At 62.2% G+C, this 18,577-nt stretch carries 11 protein-coding genes; 6 read left to right on the top strand and 5 right to left on the bottom strand.

All coding sequences use genetic code 11. The features are described 5' to 3' along the window. The first annotated feature begins 3 nt into the window (after nt 1-3). From KB554_RS11200 to KB554_RS11210, 3 genes are all read left to right on the top strand, one after another. Nucleotides 4-2,136, top strand: coding sequence for a S46 family peptidase (locus KB554_RS11200; protein WP_211036174.1), 2,133 nt, complete (start codon nt 4-6; stop codon nt 2,134-2,136). Nucleotides 2,137-2,357: 221 nt separating this feature from the next. After that, nucleotides 2,358-4,400, top strand: a complete 2,043-nt coding sequence (metG, locus tag KB554_RS11205; protein WP_211036175.1) for a methionine--tRNA ligase — start codon at nt 2,358-2,360, stop codon at nt 4,398-4,400. 66 nt (nt 4,401-4,466) lie between these two features. Next, complete coding sequence (locus KB554_RS11210) at nt 4,467-5,516, top strand: branched-chain amino acid aminotransferase (protein WP_262710149.1); 1,050 nt, start codon at nt 4,467-4,469, stop codon at nt 5,514-5,516. 148 nt (nt 5,517-5,664) lie between these two features. Here KB554_RS11210 and mnmG read toward each other — a convergent pair whose 3' ends face one another. The 5 genes from mnmG to pheS form a co-directional block, all read right to left on the bottom strand. Continuing rightward, complete coding sequence (mnmG, locus tag KB554_RS11215; protein WP_211036176.1) at nt 5,665-7,548, bottom strand: tRNA uridine-5-carboxymethylaminomethyl(34) synthesis enzyme MnmG; 1,884 nt, start codon at nt 7,546-7,548, stop codon at nt 5,665-5,667. Nucleotides 7,549-7,649: 101 nt separating this feature from the next. Further along, nucleotides 7,650-8,096 carry an rRNA maturation RNase YbeY gene (ybeY, locus tag KB554_RS11220; RefSeq protein WP_141428364.1) on the bottom strand — a complete coding sequence of 149 codons (447 nt, stop codon included), beginning with the start codon at nt 8,094-8,096 and terminating at the stop codon, nt 7,650-7,652. A gap of 412 nt (nt 8,097-8,508) precedes the next feature. Next, nucleotides 8,509-9,636, bottom strand: coding sequence for a peptidoglycan DD-metalloendopeptidase family protein (locus tag KB554_RS11225; protein WP_211036178.1), 1,128 nt, complete (start codon nt 9,634-9,636; stop codon nt 8,509-8,511). Then, nucleotides 9,633-11,432, bottom strand: coding sequence for a tetratricopeptide repeat protein (locus tag KB554_RS11230; RefSeq protein ID WP_211036179.1), 1,800 nt, complete (start codon nt 11,430-11,432; stop codon nt 9,633-9,635). Before KB554_RS11230 ends, KB554_RS11225 begins: the two co-directional genes overlap by 4 nt. A 14-nt stretch (nt 11,433-11,446) precedes the next feature. After that, nucleotides 11,447-12,472, bottom strand: coding sequence for a phenylalanine--tRNA ligase subunit alpha (pheS, locus tag KB554_RS11235; RefSeq protein ID WP_211036180.1), 1,026 nt, complete (start codon nt 12,470-12,472; stop codon nt 11,447-11,449). Nucleotides 12,473-12,548: 76 nt separating this feature from the next. Here pheS and KB554_RS11240 point away from each other — a divergent pair, with 76 nt between their 5' ends. From KB554_RS11240 to polA, 3 genes are all read left to right on the top strand, one after another. Then, nucleotides 12,549-14,855 carry a patatin-like phospholipase family protein gene (locus tag KB554_RS11240; RefSeq protein ID WP_211036181.1) on the top strand — a complete coding sequence of 769 codons (2,307 nt, stop codon included), beginning with the start codon at nt 12,549-12,551 and terminating at the stop codon, nt 14,853-14,855. Between the two features lie 181 nt (nt 14,856-15,036). Further along, nucleotides 15,037-15,489 (top strand): 6-carboxytetrahydropterin synthase, encoded by a 453-nt coding sequence (locus tag KB554_RS11245; RefSeq protein WP_179954828.1) that lies wholly within the window; start codon nt 15,037-15,039, stop codon nt 15,487-15,489. Between the two features lie 37 nt (nt 15,490-15,526). Beyond that, the gene (gene polA / locus KB554_RS11250) at nt 15,527-18,397 is read left to right on the top strand and encodes a DNA polymerase I (protein ID WP_211036210.1); all 2,871 of its coding nucleotides are present in this window, start codon (nt 15,527-15,529) and stop codon (nt 18,395-18,397) included. Nucleotides 18,398-18,577: the final 180 nt, after the last annotated feature.

Here is an 18,577-nt window from a genome sequence, read left to right on the forward strand (position 1 = left end):
TTTATGAAGAAAATCTTTTTATTGTGCGCGGCGGCCTGCGTGTCGCTTACGGCCGTGGCCGACGAGGGCATGTGGATGCTCCCGTACCTCCAGAAAATGAATATCAAGAACATGAAGGCCCGCGGCTGCAAACTCTCCGCCGAGGAGATTTACAGCATCGACCGCTCCTCGCTCAAGGATGCCATCGTCATCTTCGGCAACGGCTGCACGGGCGAGATCGTCTCGCCCGAGGGGCTGCTCTTCACGAACCACCACTGCGGCTACGGGTCGATCCAGCAGCTCTCGTCCGTCGAGCACGACTACCTCAAGAACGGCTTCTGGGCCATGTCGAACGCCGAGGAGCTGCCCGTTCCGGGGCTCGAGGTGCGCTTCATCCGCAAGATCAGCGACGTGACCCCCGAAATCGTGGGCAACGTGCCCTCGATCGCCGGACAGGAGGAGTACCGGAAGATCACTTCCGGGAATATCGAGGCGCTGACCGAGAAACTCCGCAGTGAGAATCCCGGCATGGAGGTTTCGGTGGAGTCGTTCTTCGGCGGCAACCAGTACTTCGCCTTCGTCAAGGAGGTCTATACCGACGTCCGGCTGGTGGGCGCTCCCCCCTCGTCGATCGGCAACTTCGGCGGCGATACCGACAACTGGATGTGGCCCCGTCATACGGGCGACTTCTCGGTTTTCCGCGTCTATGCGGGGCCGGACAACCGTCCGGCGGCCTATGCGGCCGAAAACCGTCCGTATAGGGCCGAAAAGTTCCTCAAGGTGTCGCTCGACGGCGTCGAAGAGGAGGACTTCGCCATGGTGATGGGCTTCCCCGGCTCCACGGAGCGCTACATGACCTCGTACGAGATCGACAACATGCTCGGCGTGGAGAACCCGCAGCGCATCTTCATCCGCGGCGAGCGGCAGAGGATTCTCTGGGACGACATGATGGCCGATCCCGAAGTGCGCATCCAGTATGCCGCGAAATACCGCACCTCGTCGAATTACTGGAAGAACTCGATCGGCATGTCGCGCGGCATCGAGAAACTCGACGTGAAGGCCCGCAAGGAGGCTCAGGAGGCGTCGTTCCAGGCCTGGGCCGAGAAGAACACGCTGCCCGAGGAGGGGTATATCGACGCGCTGCCGAAAATCAAGCTCGCCGTGGAGCGCATGTCGGCTCCCGACGCCGGACGGCAGTACCTCTCGGAGGCGTTTCTGCGCGGCATCGAGCTGCTGACGCCGGCGCGTTCGTTCGTCGATGCGGAGACGATGGAGCCCAAGTCCGAGATCAAGAAAGTCGCCGAGGCCAAGGAGGCGATGAGCGAATGGTACAAGGACTTCAGCCCCTCGACCGACCGCAAGGTGGCCAAGCGGATGATGGCCATCGCCCGTGAGAACATGAAGGAGCTGCCGTCGTTCTACGGTGAGATCGTGGACAAACGGTTCGGCGGCGACATCGACGCCTATGTGGACTACCTCTACGACAATTCGGTTTTCGCCTCCGAGGAGAAGGTGATGGCCCTGCTGGAGGACTATGCGCCCGAAAAGGTGGCTTCGGATCCTGCGGTGGAGCTGGCCGGATCGGTCATGGAGAAGTATAAGGAGCTGACCGAGGCGCGCAAGGATGCCGCGCAGCTCTATGCCGAAGGCCACCGCAAGTACATCGCCGGCCTCATGTTGCAGAACCCCTCGAAAGCGTGGGCTTCGGACGCCAACTTCACGATCCGTCTGACCTACGGCCGCGTGCTGCCCTACGAGCCGGCCGACGGCATCGAGTACAACTACTATACGACGCTCAAGGGCGTGATGGAGAAGGAGAACCCCGAAAATCCCGAGGAGTTCACCGTACCCGGAAAACTCAAGGAGCTGTATGCTGCGGGCGACTTCGGCCGCTATGCCAACGCGAAGGGCGAAATGCCCGTGGCGTTCCTCGCCGACCTCGACATTACGGGCGGAAACTCCGGTTCGCCGGTGCTCGATGCCCGCGGCGCGCTGATCGGCCTGGCGTTCGACGGCAACTGGGAGGCGATGTCGGGCGACGTGGCCTTCGAACCCGAGTTGCAGCGCATGATCGCCGTGGATGTCCGCTACGTGCTCTTCATCATCGACAAGTTCGCCGGAGCGGGCTGGCTGCTCGACGAGATGCAGTTCGAATAGCGCTCTCCTGCCGGACGTCTCCGGAGCGTCCGTCACCCCGTTTTTCACCCCTGCCGCGATGCCTTCGCGGCGGGGGTGAAAACGTTTTGTCCCGCCCTCCGGGAGACGGTTCCCGCACGGCGGATTTACATACTTTCGGAAAAACTCGCCTTTTCCTTCACGGATATGTCAAAAATTAGTAATTTTGACAGAAATTAGTAAGATCGTATCCTCATTCATCTATGGCAAAAGAGTTCAAACGCTACCTCGTGACTTCGGCGCTCCCCTATGCCAACGGCCCCGTGCATATCGGCCACCTGGCGGGAGTTTACATACCTTCGGACATCTACACCCGTTACCTGCGGCTCAGGGGCTGCGACGTGCTGTCGGTCTGCGGATCGGACGAGCACGGCGTGCCCATCACCATCAAGGCCCGCAAGGAGGGCGTCACGCCGCAGCAGATCGTGGACCGTTACCACAGTCTCATCAAGCGGTCGTTCGAGGGGCTGGGCATGTCGTTCGACATCTATTCGCGCACCTCGTCGAAGACCCATGCCGAGACCGCCTCGGCCTTTTTCCGGAAGCTCTACGACGAGGGCAAGTTCATCGAGCGGACCTCGATGCAGTACTATGACGAGGAGGCGCAGACGTTCCTCGCCGACCGTTACATCGTCGGTACGTGTCCCCGATGCGGCAACGACCGCGCCTACGGCGACCAGTGCGAGAAGTGCGGTTCGACGCTCTCGCCCGACGAGCTGATCGACCCCCGCAGCGCCGTGTCGGGATCGGTTCCCGTGAAGCGCGAGACGAAGCACTGGTACCTGCCGCTGGACCGTTACGAGGAGTTCCTCCGCCAATGGATTCTGGAGGGCCACAAGGAGTGGAAAACGAATGTTTACGGGCAGTGCAAGAGCTGGCTCGACGGCGGACTGCAACCGCGTGCCGTGAGCCGCGACCTGGACTGGGGTATTCCCGTACCCGTGGAGGGAGCCGAAGGAAAGGTGCTCTACGTCTGGTTCGACGCCCCGATCGGCTATATCTCCGCCACGAAGGACCTCACGCCCGACTGGGAGAAGTACTGGAAGTCGGAGGATACGAAGATGGTGCACTTCATCGGCAAGGACAACATCGTGTTCCACTGCATCGTCTTTCCCTCGATGCTCAAGGCGCACGGCGGCTATATCCTGCCCGAAAACGTTCCGGCGAACGAGTTCCTGAACCTCGAAGGCGACAAGATCTCGACCTCGCGCAACTGGGCCGTCTGGCTGCACGAGTACCTCGAGGAGTTCCCCGGGAAGGAGGACGTGCTGCGTTACGTGCTGTGCGCCAATGCTCCCGAGACGAAGGACAACGACTTCACGTGGAAGGATTTCCAGGCCCGCAACAACAACGAGCTGGTCGCCGTGCTGGGCAATTTCGTGAACCGTGCGCTGGTGCTCACCAGGAAGTATTGCGGTGGCCGGGTTCCAGCCTGCGGCGAGCTGACCGGATACGACCGGCAGACGATCGCCGAGGTGGCGGCGGTGAAGGGTTCGCTCGAGGGCAATATCGAGAATTACCGCTTCCGCGAGGCGCTGAAGGACGCCATGAACATCGCGCGTATCGGCAACAAATACCTGGCCGACACCGAGCCGTGGAAAGTCGTCAAGAGCGATCCGGCGCGTGTGGAGACGATTCTCAACGTCGCTTTGCAGATTACGGCCAATACGGCCATCGCCATCGAGCCGTTCATGCCCTTCTCGGCGGCGAAGATTCTCCGGATGCTCGCCGTCGGAAAGTTCGGCTGGGAGCGGCTCGGCGCCACGGACCTCATCCCTGCGGGACACGAGATCGGTGAGCCGGAGCTGCTGTTCGAGAAGATCGAGGACGACGTGATTCAGAAACAGCTCGACAAGCTGGCCGCCACGAAAGCGGCCAATCAGGCGGCTGAATCTATGCAAAATATTGAAAGTCAAAAAGATACGATTCAATTTGACGATTTTCAGAAGATGGATATCCGCGTCTCGACGATCCTCGCTGCCGAGAAGGTGGCCAAGACCAAGAAGCTGCTGAAGCTGACGGTGGATACGGGACTGGACCGCCGGGTGATCGTTTCGGGAATCGCCGAACACTTCACACCCGAGGAGCTTGTCGGCAGACAGGTGCTCGTGCTGGTGAACCTGGCTCCGCGCGAACTGAAGGGAATCGTGTCGAACGGCATGATTCTCATGGCCGAAGACGCTTCGGGAAAACTGCGGCTGTTGCAGCCCGGCGAGAAGACGAACAACGGAGCTACGGTCGGATAACGGATGTTTCCGGCTTTCCGGCGGCGGATGCGGCGGAAATACGTCGTTTTCGGAATGAAATTTTTTATGGAAACGGATGGTAAAACCTTAAAACCTAAAAATATGGAAACTATCGAATGGGGCGCTTTGGGCTTCGATTACACCAAAACCGACGTCAATGCCCGTTACTCCTTCACCGGAGGAAAGTGGAGCGACATGGAGATCACGGCCGACGAGTATATCAGGATGCACATGTCGGCGTCGTGCCTGCATTACGGCATCGAGCTTTTCGAAGGATTGAAAGCCTTCCGGGGCGTGGACGGAAAGGTGCGTCTTTTCCGGGTCGAAGACAATGCGCGTCGTCTCCAGTCTTCCGCCAAGCGGCTCTGTCTGCCGGTTCCGACGGTGGAAATGGTGGTCGAAGCCTGCAAGGAGGTCGTTAGACGGAACGAGCGTTTCATTCCGCCCTACGGCACGGGAGCTTCGTTCTATCTGCGTCCCGTCATGTTCGGTACGACCGTAGGACTGGGTGTGAAACCGGCGAAGGATGCGCTGCTGATCGTTTACGGATCGCCCGTCGGGGCTTATTTCAAAACCGGAATCAAGCCGATCATGGTCGCCATCGACCGCGAACAGGACCGCGCTGCTCCACGTGGAACAGGCGATGTGAAGGTGGGCGGTAACTATGCGGCCAGTCTGATGTCGGGCGAAAAAGCGCATGATCTGGGGTATTCGAATGTCATGTATCTGGATGCGGCTGAGCATAAGTATATCGAAGAGTGCGGCGCAGCCAACTTCTTCGGTATCAAGGACGGAAAGTATATCACGCCGAAGTCTCCTTCCGTACTGCCTTCCATTACGAATATGAGCCTTCGCCAGATCGCCCGGGATATGGGGCTTGAGGTCGAAGAGCGGCATATTCCGGTCGAGGAACTGGAAACTTTCGAAGAGTGCGGAGCCTGCGGAACAGCGGCCGTGATCTCCCCTATCGGTAAGATTTTCGATATGCAGACCGAAAAGGTTTATAATTACGGAACCGAAGTGGGCAAGATTTCGATGGAACTTTATACGCGTTTGCAGGATATTCAGTACGGCCGGGCCGAAGACAAACACGGTTGGTGCACGATCGTGCTTTGATCGGACTGTTGTTTGTAAAGAAAATAGGAGAACTGAAAAGTTCTCCTATTTTCTTTTAGGTGTTTTGGATGTTCGGTATAGTGTTCCACGTGGAACGATTACTACCCTATCTTTGAAAATAAAATATATCTTCCCTGCTTTTTCTGGTTTACCGTCCGAATTTTACCAACAATACATTGACATCGGCCGGGGAGACACCCGGAATGCGTGATGCCTGTCCGATGGTAGCCGGCCGTATCCGGGTCAGTTTTTGACGAGCTTCGATGGTCAGCGAATTGAGCGAGTGGAAATCGAAATCCGACGGAATAACGATATTTTCGAGGCGGTGCAGCTTTTCCGCAATGAATTTTTCCCGCTCGATGTATCCTTTGTATTTGATTTGAATTTCCGCCTCTTCGACGACTTCCGCATCCATTCCGTTCGATTCGATGAACTTTTTCAGTTTCGGCAATACCTTTTGCAGCGATTCGAACGTCACGTTGTTGCGCATCAGAATATCGTGCAGCTTCCTGCCCTGCGTCAGCGGGTCCGAACCGACCGTTTTCAGATAGCCGTTAATTTCGGCTGCTTTGACACTCTCCCCGCGGGCGAACGCTACAAGCGATTCTACGAGCGATTTTTTTTTGACGAAATGATCGTATCTTTTCCGGGAAATCAGGCCTATTTCATACCCCAGCGGAGTGAGCCGGATATCGGCATTGTCCTGCCGGAGCAGAATCCGGTATTCGGCACGCGAGGTGAACATGCGGTACGGTTCGTCCACTCCCTTTGTCACGAGGTCGTCGATCAGTACGCCGATATAGGCTTCGTCGCGTTTCAGCACGACCGGTTCCTTTCCCGCGAGGGCGCGGTGGGCGTTGATTCCTGCCATCAGTCCCTGAGCCGCCGCCTCTTCGTATCCCGTCGTACCGTTCACCTGCCCGGCGAAGTAGAGACTCCGGACGAGTTTCGTTTCGAGCGAGTGATGTAACTGCGTAGGCGGAAAATAATCGTATTCGATGGCATATCCGGGACGGAAGATGTGCAAATCTTCGAATCCTGCGATTTTGTGCAGTGCCTCCCACTGCACCTCCCACGGCAGCGACGACGAAAATCCGTTCAGATAATATTCGTTGGTCGATTCCCCTTCGGGTTCGAGAAAGAGCTGATGCTGCTCCTTGTCGGCGAAGGTCCGGAGCTTGTCTTCGATCGACGGGCAGTAGCGCGGTCCGATGCCGCGGATCGTGCCGTTGAAGAGCGGCGAACGATCGAATCCGCTGCGCAGAATGGCGTGCACTTCGGGTGTCGTATAGACCAGAAAACACGGCAGTTGATGTTTAACAGGTTGTGTATCAGGTGAAAACGAAAATTTAGACGGGTTCTCGTCACCGTATTGCGGTTCGAGGGCGTCGAAATTGATCGTGCGGGCGTCGAGCCGTGCGGGCGTCCCGGTCTTCATGCGTCCCGTCTCGAATCCCAGCCTCCGCAGGCACTCCGTGATCCCGTGCGAAGCGGCATCCCCCGCCCTGCCCCCTTCGGCGTGCGAGGCGCCGCAGTGCATCATGCCCTCGAGGAACGTGCCGGCGGTCAGCACCGCGGCCCGGCACGAGAATTCGACGCCCATGCGGGTTCTGACCCCCCGGATGCGCGGAGTTTCGGCGGAGGTGTCGAAGAGCAGCTCCGTGGCGGCGTCCTGCCAGATGTAGAGGTGGCGGGTGTTCTCCAGCGTGCGGCGCCACTCCTCCGAAAAACGGGTTTTGTCGCACTGCGCCCGGGGGCTCCACATGGCCGCACCCTTCGAACGGTTGAGCATCCGGAACTGGACGGCCGTGAGGTCGGTGATGCGTCCCGTCTCTCCTCCCAAAGCGTCTATCTCTCTGACTATCTGTCCTTTTGCTACTCCTCCGATCGCTGGGTTGCACGACATGGAGGCCATCTTGGTCATGTCCATCGTCAGCAGCAGCGTGCGCGAACCGAGCCGTGCGGCGGCCGAGGCGGCCTCGCAGCCGGCGTGTCCGCCGCCGATGACGATGATGTCGTAATCGAGAATCATCTGTTTTTCGTCTGAATGTAGGTTTTCGGACCCGTTTCCGTCTGTCCGTCCGTTCCGGACGCGGGCGCCGGAGACCGGACGCACCGTGCGTCGCGGCTTGGTCAGGATCCGGCCGGGAGTTTTTCGTCCCAGAATTTCAGGTATTTGTCCTCCTTGCGGTGCATCTGCCGGTTGGTGCGGGGCGTCTTGTCGCCCTGGCCGCAGAGGTGCAGCACGCCGTGGACGACTACCCTGCGCATTTCGCAGAGCCGCGTGGCGCCGTATCGGCGGGCGTTGTCGGCCACGGTCTCCACGTCGATGAAGATGTCGCCCGAGACGATGCGCGTTCCCCGCCGGTCGCTGTAATCGAAGGTGATGACATCGGTGAAGTAGTCGTGTCCGAGGTATCGGCGGTTCATCTCCAGCAGCCGTGCGGCCGAGCAGAAGATGTAGTTCACGTCGCCCAGCACATATCCTTCCGCTTCGGCCACTTCGCGCAGCCACCGGGCCGTCAAGCGCTTTTGCGGGAGCCTGTACGAGCAGTCGTCGGTATAGTAGCGTACAGCCATTCGTATCTGTTTTTTATGCGTTTTCTCCCTGTTTTGCGGGGGTCGGGAATACCCTCTCTTCTCCGCCGGGAACCGCCGTATGCGGATTCCGGATCGGCCCCGGATTCCGGCTGCGGGACGGAGACCGGGCAACCGTCGTTCCCGGCACGGGGTTCCGCAGGTGAAGGGCGGACGCTTTCCTGCCGCCGGTTGCGGCCCTGCGAGGCGTCCGTAAGGCCGCGGCGCGGTCCCGGGAATTGTCCCGCTTCCGCCTTTCCGTCTTTTCGGAAGTCCCGTCTTTCTGCCCTCCCGGAGGCTCGCCTTTCCGCCTTTCCCGGAGACCGGGCCGCCCGAAGCGCCGCCCGCATTCCGCGTCCGGCAGTCGCAGACGCGGGGTCTTCGCGCCGCGGTCTGTCGCCGGGGGAGGTCTCCCCTACTTCTTGAAACAGTTCGCCGCGGACATCGTCTGCTTCGGATCGGGCGGATAGATGCCGAACACGAGGCGGTATTCGGTCTGCATCGTCTCGATGTCCACCGCCGAGCCGATGGTTCCCAAAGCCTCGTTTCTCGCCACTTTCTGGCCCTTCTCGACGCAGATCGTCCCCAGGTTGGCATAGGAGGTTATGTATTCGCCGTGCGCGACGAAAACGTCGTATTTTCCCGTAATGCGGTTGCGTTTGATTTCGACCACCTTGCCGTCGTAGATCGAGATCGCCTGCGCGCCCTTCGGCCCGGCCACCTCGGCCATGTTCCCCTTGTAGCGTTTCACGCGGCCGCCCTGCACCGGAAGGCGCAGTCCCGAGGTCTTCGACGAGAACGAGGCGCCCTCCTTGTTGCCTTTGGTGAGTTTGCGCAGTTCGCCGATGGCCGCGTCGAGCTGCTGTTCCTGCGCGATCTTGCGTTGCAGGGCCGCTTTCTCCTTCTTCGAGAGCCGGCTGACGCTGGCCCGGGCGTTGCGCGAGTCGAGCTGCAGCCGTTCGCGCTGCGACGAGAGCCGCCGCGTCGCCGAATCGAGCGACAGCTTGCGGCGCCCCAGCTCCTCCTGTTCGGTCCGCACCTGTTCGGAGAGGCTCCGGATGTCGCGCAGCTTGCTTTCGCGCATCGACGCCACGGCGCGCAGGTTGGCGATCCGGCGGGCCGCGTCGGCGAAGTCGCGCGACGAGAAGATATAGGTCAGGTAGTTGTTGTGGCGGTAGTTGCGGTAGGCTTCGCGGACCATCGCGGCGTACTGTTCCCGGTTGCGTTCGAGCGCCGCCGAGAGTCCTCCCGCGACGCTGTCCTTGCGTGCGATCTCCTCGCGCAGCAGCGACGCCTCCTTCTCGGTGGCGTCGAGCAACTGGGTCCGCGAGTCGATCTGGCGGGCCAGCCGGCGGATACGCTCCTCGGTGTTCGTGCGGCCCTGCCGGAGCTTCGAAATCTCCCGCTCCTCGGCGGCGATCCGTTTCTCGAGAGAGGCGATGATCTGCTTCTGCTCCCTGATCTGCGCGTCGTTCTGGGCCACGGCCCCGGAGACGGAGAGCGCGAGCAGGAGCGCCGCAAGGAGTTTTCGGATCGGCTTCATCGCTTTTTCGCTTCGGGTTCGGGGTTCGCCGCCTGCTGCATCCGCGGCTCGATCAGCTCGGCCGAATAGCCCTTTTCGAGCGCCTGCCGCCAATAGATTTCGGCCATGAACCGCTCGCCGAGGGCGTACAGAATGTCCCCGTAATGGGCCAGCAGGGCCGGCGAGCGCTGTCCGTCGAGCACCACGGCCCGCTGGAGGATTTTCTTGGCCTCGTCCGTGCGCCCCAGCTTGTAGAGCACCCAGGCGTAAGTGTCCAGATAGGTGGGGTTGTCGTCCTCGAGGGCCGTGACGCGGCTGGCCATCGAGAGCGCCCGCTCCAGATCCCGCCCCTCGATCGAGAGGAAGTAGGCGTAGTTGTTGAGCGCCATCGTGTTGTCCGGATCGTAGCGCAGGCTCCGGTCGTAGGCCTTGTAGCACTGTTTCATGTATTTGCGGAAGGCGGCGTCGGGTTCGGCGATTCCGAGGTCCATGCGTTCGTCCCAGTCCTCGCGCCCTTCGATGCCCTTCTGATGCCACGTGTCGCCTATCATGCCCCAGATGACGCTGCGCAGCGAGTCCGTCGCGGCGTAGTCGAGCGATTCGCGGTAGGCGTCGAGCGCCTTGTCGTACTGTTTCGAGTAGCTCATCACATGCCCTTTCGACATGTGGAAATCCACCCTGTCGGGAAAGAGCGCCAGCGCTGCGTGCACGTATTTGTCCACCGAGTCGGGGCGTTGCAGATAGCTTTCGATGTCGATCACCGTGCGGAAGAACTTCTCGGCGGGCGGCCGGTCCGCGAGGCGGAGCTTGTAGAGCGCCAGCGCCTGCTCCAGCTCGCCCGATGCGATCAGGTGCGAGGCGTAGAGCTCCGTGACGCCCGGGTCGTCCGGGTAGCGGATGGCCAGCGTCGTGGCCAGGTCGTTGAGCTGGAAGTAGTATTCGCGGTAGAAGCGCGTGTCGGCGGTGAACTGTTCGAACCGCCGGATTTTCGTCTCGAGGGGCACTTTGTCCGAGAGGAAAATGCGGCGCGTGGCGGCCAGCAGCGCGCCGTAGTCCTGCCGTTCGGCGTGGAAGTCGGCCAGCATCATGAGCGTTTCGACGTTCGTCGAGTCGATGCGCAGGGCCTCGTCGAACTCGGCCCGGGCCAGCGAATCCTTCCGGTCGGCCCCGTAGAGGGTGGCCAGCACGGCGTGGAGGCGGGCTTCGTAGGGAGCCGCCTCGACCTCCCTGCGGGCCTCCTCGATGGCCCGCCCCACCTGGCCGGTGGCCAGGAGCAGCCGCCGTTTCATCTCGCCGAGCAGCGGGATGCGCCCGAAGCGCAGTTCGGCCGAATCGAGCGTGATGATGGCCTGCACGGGGGATTTCGTCTGTTCGTAGAGCGCCGCGAGGATACGGTAGTTGTCCGGGTCTTTCGGGTTCTCGATCTGTAGCCGGCGGTAAACCTTCAGCGCCTCGTCGTAGCGGTCGGCGTAGATGAGCGCCTGCCCGTAGAACTGGTGGTACCACTTGTTCGCCGTGTCGAGCCGGTAGGCGCTGCGGGCCAGCTCCACGGCCTCGTCGGGCGAGGAGTACATGCCGTTGGCCGCCATCGCGTAATAGGCCGGGGCGAAGGAGGAGTCGCTGCGGATCGCCTCGGCGAAAAGCTCCCGGGCGCGTGCCGTGTCGCGCAGGATGGCGTTCTGCTTGATTCCTTCGGTGTAGAGCCACACGCTGCGCAGCGAGTCGGGGCATCCGGCCGCGCCGGGCGTGCCCTTCCCGGCGACGAACGCCGAGGTGAAGAGCGTGCAGAGGGCCGTTATCGCTGTCAGGCGTTTCATGCGGGCGGAAGGTTTCAGAGCGCTTCGTCGAACTGGCGGAGGAACCGTACGTCGTTCTCGAAATAGAGCCGCAGGTCCTTCACGCCGTACTTGAGCATGGCGATGCGTTCAATCCCCATGCCGAAGGCGAATCCGGAGTATTTCCCGGGGTCTATGTTGTTTGCCGTGAGCACGTTCGGGTCCACCATGCCGCAGCCCATGATCTCGAGCCAGCCCGTGCCCTTGCAGACGGCGCAGCCCTTGCCTCCGCAGAGGTTGCACGACACGTCCACCTCGGCCGACGGTTCGGTGAAGGGGAAGTACGAGGGGCGCATGCGGATGGCGGTCTGTTCGCCGAAGATCTCCTTGGCGAAGTATTCGAGCGACTGCTTCATGTCGGCGAACGAAACCCCTTCGTCGATGTAGAGGCCCTCGATCTGATGGAAGATGCAGTGGGCGCGGTAGGAGATCGCCTCGTTGCGGAAGACGCGGCCCGGACAGATCACGCGGATCGGCGGCCGCTGGCGCTCCATCGTGCGCACCTGGATCGACGAGGTGTGCGTGCGCAGCAGGATGTCGGGGTCCTTTTCGATGAAGAACGTGTCCTGCATGTCGCGTGCGGGGTGCTCGGGCGGGAAGTTGAGCGCCGAGAAGACGTGCCAGTCGTCCTCGATTTCGGGTCCGTCGGCCACGGTGTAGCCCAGGCGCGAGAAGACCTCGACGATTTCGTTCCGGACGAGTGCGATCGGGTGGCGCGAGCCGAGGCGCTCGACCGTGCCGGGGCGCGTCAGGTCGTCCGTGGCGGCCGGCCGGTCCGCCGCGGCGTTCTGCAACTCTTCGCGCAGGGCGTTTATCCGCTCCGTGGCCTCCTGCTTGAGGCGGTTGAGCTGCTGGCCCAGTTCGCGTTTGAGCTCGGGAGCCACCGTCTTGAACTCCTCCATCAATGCGTTCAGCTCGCCCTTTTTGCCGAGCACCCTGATCCGGAAATCCTCGATTTCGGCGGCCGCCTTGGGTTTGAACTCTTCGACTCGTCGGAGGAGTTCATTGATTTTGTCGATCATATTTTGCCGGTTTTTCTTTTTTTCCTACTTTTGGAGGAACGCTGTATAGTGTGCAAAGTTATAAAAAAATTGAGATATGTTGCGTAAAACGGTCGCTTTTGTCCTGTTTCTGCTCGCCGGGACGCTGCCCGCGCCGGGGCAGCGCGTCGGGGTCGTGATGAGCGGCGGCGGGGCGAAGGGGCTCTACCATATCGGCGTGCTGGAGGCGCTCGAGGAGTGCGGCGTGCCGATCGACTGCGTGGCCGGGACGTCGATGGGCTCGATCATCGCGGCCATGTATGCGGCGGGCTACTCCCCTGCGGAGATGCGTGCGATCGTCAGCTCGGGCGTGGTCAGGGAGTGGGTTTCGGGGCGCATCGACCCCAACCGCTACCTCGACTACTACCGGCAGGTGGGGAGCAACCCCTCGTTCCTGAGCCTGCGCATCGACGTCGAAGGCCCTGCGGGGAAACGGTTCCGCGTGCCGACGAACCTCGTCTCCTCCACGCAGATCGACATGGCGCTCACCGAGCTGTTCGCTCCGGCGACGGCCGCCGCCGACGGCGATTTCGACCGCCTGATGGTCCCCTTCCTCTGCGTGGCCAGCGACATGAACCACCGCCGTCCGGTGGTGCTGCGGCGGGGCGAGCTGAGCGAGGCGGTGCGCTCCTCGATGTCCATTCCCCTGGTGTTCAAGCCCGTGGAGGCGGATTCGATGCTGCTTTACGACGGCGGCATCTACGACAACTTCCCGTGGAAGCCGCTCGACGCGACGTTCGGTCCCGATTTCATCGTGGGATCGGTCTGCACCTCGGGCAACACCCCGCCCAGCGGCGACAGCAACATCATGGACCAGGCTTTCATGCTGGCCATGCAGGAGACCGACTACACGCTGCCCGAAGGGCGCAGCGTCACGATCCGCCGGGCCGTGGATGCCGGGATGCTCGACTTCGACCGGGCCGAGGCCATCATGGACTCGGGCTACGAGGACGCCATGGCCGCCATGCCCGAAATCCTGCGGCAGGTCGCCGCACGCCGCGGCGAGACCGATTACGCCGCGCGCCGCGCCGCCTTCCGCGGAAAGTGTCCCCCGCTGATCTTCAACGATTACCGGCTCGAGGGGCTGACGCGGACCCAGCGGGCCTATATCCGCGACTTCGTGCAGGTGGACCGCCGCACGCCGGGCCGCCAGCGGCCGATGGGGTTCGCCGAGCTGCGCGACAACCTCTTCGAGGTGCTGGCCGGGGGCGAGTTCTCGATGGGATTCCCCCACGTGCGCTACGATTCGGTGCAACGGCGCTACGCCTTCGAGGCGCATTTCTCCACGCGCCCCAACTTCCGGATCACCGTCGGCGGCAACATCTCCTCGACGGCCTTCAACCAGGCCTACGTCGGTATCGACCACCAGTGGATCGGCCGCGTCGGACAGCGGCTGAACGCCGAGCTGTACCTCGGGCCGATCTACACCTGGGGCGCACTGGGAGGCCGCACGGACTTCTATCTGGTGAAGCCCGTCTTCCTGGACTACTCCTACAACTTCTCGGTCCACAACCTGCGCCACGGCTCCTTCGGCAACGTGACGAAGATCGACAACACGGAGCAGGTCAAGGAGAGCGAGAGCTTCTTCTCGCTCTCCGCGGGGATGCCCCTCACGCACCGCAGCGTGCTGATGCTGCGCGCCAACGCCGGGCATGTCAATTACCGCTACGATTCGGACGAGCTGTTCGTGGACGAGACCGACCACACGCGCTTCTCGTTCTTCGGCCTGAAGGCCGAGGTGGCGCGCAATACGCTCGACAAGTTCCTCTATCCCCGCCGGGGTTCGGACCTGCGCCTTTCGGCCGTCTGGGTCTCCGGGCGCGACAAATTCCGGCCCTACGACGCCGAAGGGTTCCTCTCGCGCACCCGGCGCCGGTGGTTCGGGGCCCGCTTCTCGTGGGACAAGTACTTCGACATCCCCTCCTGCGGCTGGTTCTCGTTCGGGTTCAATCTCGACGGCGTCTATACGAACCATCCGGATTTCACCTCCCCGGGCGCGACGCTCATGTCGGAACCCTCCTATGCCCCGGTTCCGCATGCGCGGATGATCCACATGCCCGATTTCCACGCCCCGTGGTTCGTGGGCGGGGGCGTGATGCCGACCTTCGACCTCCTGCCGAACTTCTTCTTCCGCACGGGGTTCTACGCCATGTACCGCAGCGCGCGGAGCGGTGTTCCGGCCGTTCCGACCGCCTCGCCCGACCGCCGCTGGCATTACATCGCCGAGACGTCGTTCGTTTACCATACGCCGATCGGTCCGGTGAGCCTCGCGCTCACGAAATACGACCTGCGCGACTGGCGGAACATGTATCTGACCTTCAATTTCGGCTACACGATCTTCGCCCCGAAGGGAACCTTCTATTAGCGGATCCGCCGCGGCGGTTTCCCGCCCCGGTTTGGCCGTTTGCGGAACAAACGCTAATTTCGCACGACGGACTCCCGCGGGCCGCCGGATGCCGCACGGGCGCCTTCCCTGTCCGGTGCGGAGAGGCGAAAAGTGGCGAAAGGCCTTTCTCCTTTCGCTTTTAATGAATATCTTTGTCCCGATGACAACAATCAGACTGACCAAGGAATTTTCGTTCGAAGCGGCGCATGCCCTCGACGGATACGACGGGCCGTGCCGCGAGATACACGGACACTCCTACCGCCTGTTCGTGACGGTGAAGGGAACGCCTGGGGAGGATCCCCGCGATCCCAAGTACGGGATGGTGATGGACTTCGGCTTGCTCAAACGCATCGTGAACGAGGAGGTCGTCTCGCGCTTCGACCACGCGCTGGTGCTGCGGGCTTCGGCCTCGGGCGATGCGCTCCGGCGGCTGCTCGCCGACCGCTTCGGCAATATCGTGGCGGTGGACTACCAGCCCACGTGCGAGAACATGCTTGCCGACTTCGCGCGCCGCATCGCCGCGCGGCTTCCGCAGGGTGTCCGGCTCCATTCGCTGCGCCTGAATGAAACGGCCACGTCGTTTGCCGAATGGTTCGCCGAGGACAACGGATGATCCCCGCCCCTTTTCCGAAAAAACGCAACTTCACATGATGAAAAAACTCTTTCTGGTCGATGCCTATGCATTGATATTCAAGTATTACTATGCCTTTCTGGGGCGTCCGATGCGTAACCGCGACGGCATGAACACCTCCGTGGTGTTCGGGTTCGTGAAGTTTCTGCGCGACATTCAGAAACGCGAACGTCCCGACCTGCTGGGCGTGGCGTTCGATCCCAAGGGCGGCAGTTTCCGCCGCGACATTTTTCCCGAGTACAAGGCCAACCGCGCCGAGACGCCCGAGGACATTCTGCTTTCGGTCCCCTATGTCAAGCGGGTGCTGGAGGCGATGTGCATTCCGATTCTCGAGGTCGAGGGCTACGAGGCCGACGACGTGATCGGCACGCTTTCGCAAAAGGGCGTCGCCGCCGGATACGACGTCTATATGGTCACGCCCGACAAGGACTACGGCCAACTGGTGAGGGACAACTGCCGGATATACAAGCAGAAAGGTGCGGACGGCGCGATCGAGATCGTCGGCCGCGAGGCGATCCGCGAGAAGTACGGCATCGACGATCCCGTGCTCGTGCGCGACATTCTCGCCCTGTGGGGCGATGCGTCGGACAATATTCCCGGCGTGCCGGGCATCGGCGAGAAAAGCGCCTGCAAGCTGGTGCGGGAGTGGGGCACGGTGGAGAACATCCTCGACAACGCGGCGCGGATCGGGGGCAGGCAGGGCGAGAAGATCGCCGAATGGGGCGACAGGTTGCGCCTGGCCAAGCGGCTCACGACGATCTGCCTCGACGTGCCGATTCCCTTCCGCGAGGAAGAGCTGACGGTCTGCGAGCCGCATCTGGACGAGCTGCGGGCCGTCTTCGCCGAGCTGGATTTCAAGGCTTTCCTGAACGATCTGGCGAACCTCGCACCCCCGGAGCCGCTGTCCGACGGGCCGCGTCAGGAGGATCAGCGGCAGTTGGCCGAGATGGCCCGCGCCAAGTCGGCCGCCGCGAAGAAGGCGGCGCTGGCCGGGCAGGGCAATCTGTTCGGCGATCCCGTGGCCCCGCTGCCGGGTCCCGTTCCGGCGGCCGAATTGCAGGAGGAGGCCGAGGCGATGCAACTGGCCACGGCCCAGACCACACCGCACGAATACACGCTCGTCCCGAACGCCGCGCGGCTGCGCGAGGTGGTGGCTGAGGTGGCCCGTTACGAAGAGTTCTGCTTCGATACGGAGACCACGGGCTTCGACATCTTCAACGACCGGATCGTCGGGCTGTCGCTGGCCGTCGAGCCGCACAGGGCGTGGTACGTTCCCTTCCGCGAGGAGGATGCGGCGGAGTACGCCGGGATCGTGCGGCCGCTGTTCGAGGAGGAGCGGATCGCCAAGATCGGCCAGAACGTCAAGTTCGACCTGATGGTGCTCCGGCGGCTGGGGATCGAGGTCCGCGGGCGTAAGTACGACACGATGATTCTCCACTACCTGCTCGATCCCGAATCGCGCCACAACATGAATGCGCTTTCGGAGAAGTACCTCAATTACAGGCCCATCGAGATCGAGACGCTGATCGGCAAGGGGCAGAAGCAGTTGACGATGGACCTGGTGAACGTCGAGCGTGTCAAGGAGTACGCCGCCGAGGACGCCGACATCACGTTGCAGCTCAAGCGCGTGCTCTACCCGATGGTCGAGCGGATCGGGCTGGAGCGGCTCTATTCCGAGATCGAGGAGCCGATGATCGAGGTGCTGGCCTCGATCGAGATGGCGGGCGTGCGGATCGACACCGCGGCGCTGGCCGAATACGCCGTCGAGCTGAACCGCCGCATGGCGGAGCTGGAGGCGGCGATCCGCGCGGAGGCCGGCGAGCCGTCGCTGAACATCAACTCCACGCGGCAGCTTGGCGAGGTGCTCTTCGCGAAGATGCGGATCGCCGAGAAACCCAAGATGACGCGTACCAAACAGTTCTGCACCGACGAGGAGTACCTCCAGACCTTCGCCCGCAAGCACCGCATCGTGGACCTCGTGCTGGAGTACCGCGGCGTGAAGAAACTCCTTTCGACCTATGTGGAGGCGCTTCCGCAGTTGGTGAACCGCACGACGGGGCGCATCCACACCTCGTTCAACCAGGCGGTGACAGCCACCGGGCGTCTCTCGTCCACGAATCCCAACTTGCAGAACATCCCCGTGCGCGAGGAGATGGGCCGCCGCATCCGCCGGGCGTTCATTCCCTCGGACGACGACCACCTGCTGCTCTCGGCCGATTACAGCCAGGTCGAGCTGCGGCTGATGGCCCACCTCTCGGGCGACGAGTCGCTCATCGCGGCCTTCGAGCACGGCGAGGACATCCACGCCGCCACGGCCGCGCGGCTGTTCGGCAAACCGCTCGGAGAGGTCACTCCCGAGGAGCGGCGGCGGGCCAAGACGGCCAACTTCGGCATCATCTACGGCATTTCGGCCTTCGGGCTGAGCCAGCGGCTCGAAATCCCGCGCAAGGAGGCCCGGGAGATCATCGACGGTTATTTCGCCTCCTACCCCAAAGTGAAGGAGTATATGGAGCGCGTGGTCGGGAAGGCCCGCGAGGAGGGTTTCGTGACGACGATCTTCGGCCGTCGCCGCTACCTGAACGACATCGCCTCGCACAACGCCGTGGCCCGCGGACTGGCCGAGCGCAACGCCGTGAACGCTCCGATACAGGGTTCGGCGGCCGACATCATGAAGATCGCGATGATCGACGTGCACCGCCGTTTCGCCGCCGAGGGAATCCGTTCGCGGGTGATTCTGCAAGTGCACGACGAACTGGTGGTCGATATGCTCCGTTCCGAGCAGAAGCGGGTCACGGCCATCGTGACCGAAGCGATGGAGTCGGCCGCGAAGCTCCGGGTGCGGCTCGTCGCCGATGCGGGCGTCGGCGGCAACTGGCTCGAGGCGCACTGACGCACGGCTCCCCGCACGGGAGCGTTTACCCGCCCGTGTCCGGCGGCGCACCTTTGCGGCGGATTCCCGCCGGACGGGAGGAGTGCCTGCGGGCAGAGGGTGCGCGGAGCGTGTGCCGTATCGGCTGAATTCGAACATGCGGGGCCTTTGTTTCGGCATCCCGCCTCCGGGAAACCGGGG

The organism is Alistipes sp. Marseille-P2263 (assembly GCF_018101075.1).
Taxonomy (GTDB): Bacteria; Bacteroidota; Bacteroidia; order Bacteroidales; family Rikenellaceae; genus Alistipes; species Alistipes dispar.

Bases quoted from the DNA above. Each gene is read 5' to 3' on its own strand.
- KB554_RS11200 (WP_211036174.1), top strand. From the start codon at position 4: ATGAAGAAAATCTTTTTATTGTGCGCGGCGGCCTGCGTGTCGCTTACG.
- metG (WP_211036175.1), top strand. From the start codon at position 2,358: ATGGCAAAAGAGTTCAAACGCTACCTCGTGACTTCGGCGCTCCCCTAT.
- KB554_RS11210 (WP_262710149.1), top strand. From the start codon at position 4,467: ATGGAAACGGATGGTAAAACCTTAAAACCTAAAAATATGGAAACTATC.
- mnmG (WP_211036176.1), bottom strand. From the start codon at position 7,548: ATGATTCTCGATTACGACATCATCGTCATCGGCGGCGGACACGCCGGC.
- ybeY (WP_141428364.1), bottom strand. From the start codon at position 8,096: ATGGCTGTACGCTACTATACCGACGACTGCTCGTACAGGCTCCCGCAA.
- KB554_RS11225 (WP_211036178.1), bottom strand. From the start codon at position 9,636: ATGAAGCCGATCCGAAAACTCCTTGCGGCGCTCCTGCTCGCGCTCTCC.
- KB554_RS11230 (WP_211036179.1), bottom strand. From the start codon at position 11,432: ATGAAACGCCTGACAGCGATAACGGCCCTCTGCACGCTCTTCACCTCG.
- pheS (WP_211036180.1), bottom strand. From the start codon at position 12,472: ATGATCGACAAAATCAATGAACTCCTCCGACGAGTCGAAGAGTTCAAA.
- KB554_RS11240 (WP_211036181.1), top strand. From the start codon at position 12,549: ATGTTGCGTAAAACGGTCGCTTTTGTCCTGTTTCTGCTCGCCGGGACG.
- KB554_RS11245 (WP_179954828.1), top strand. From the start codon at position 15,037: ATGACAACAATCAGACTGACCAAGGAATTTTCGTTCGAAGCGGCGCAT.
- polA (WP_211036210.1), top strand. From the start codon at position 15,527: ATGAAAAAACTCTTTCTGGTCGATGCCTATGCATTGATATTCAAGTAT.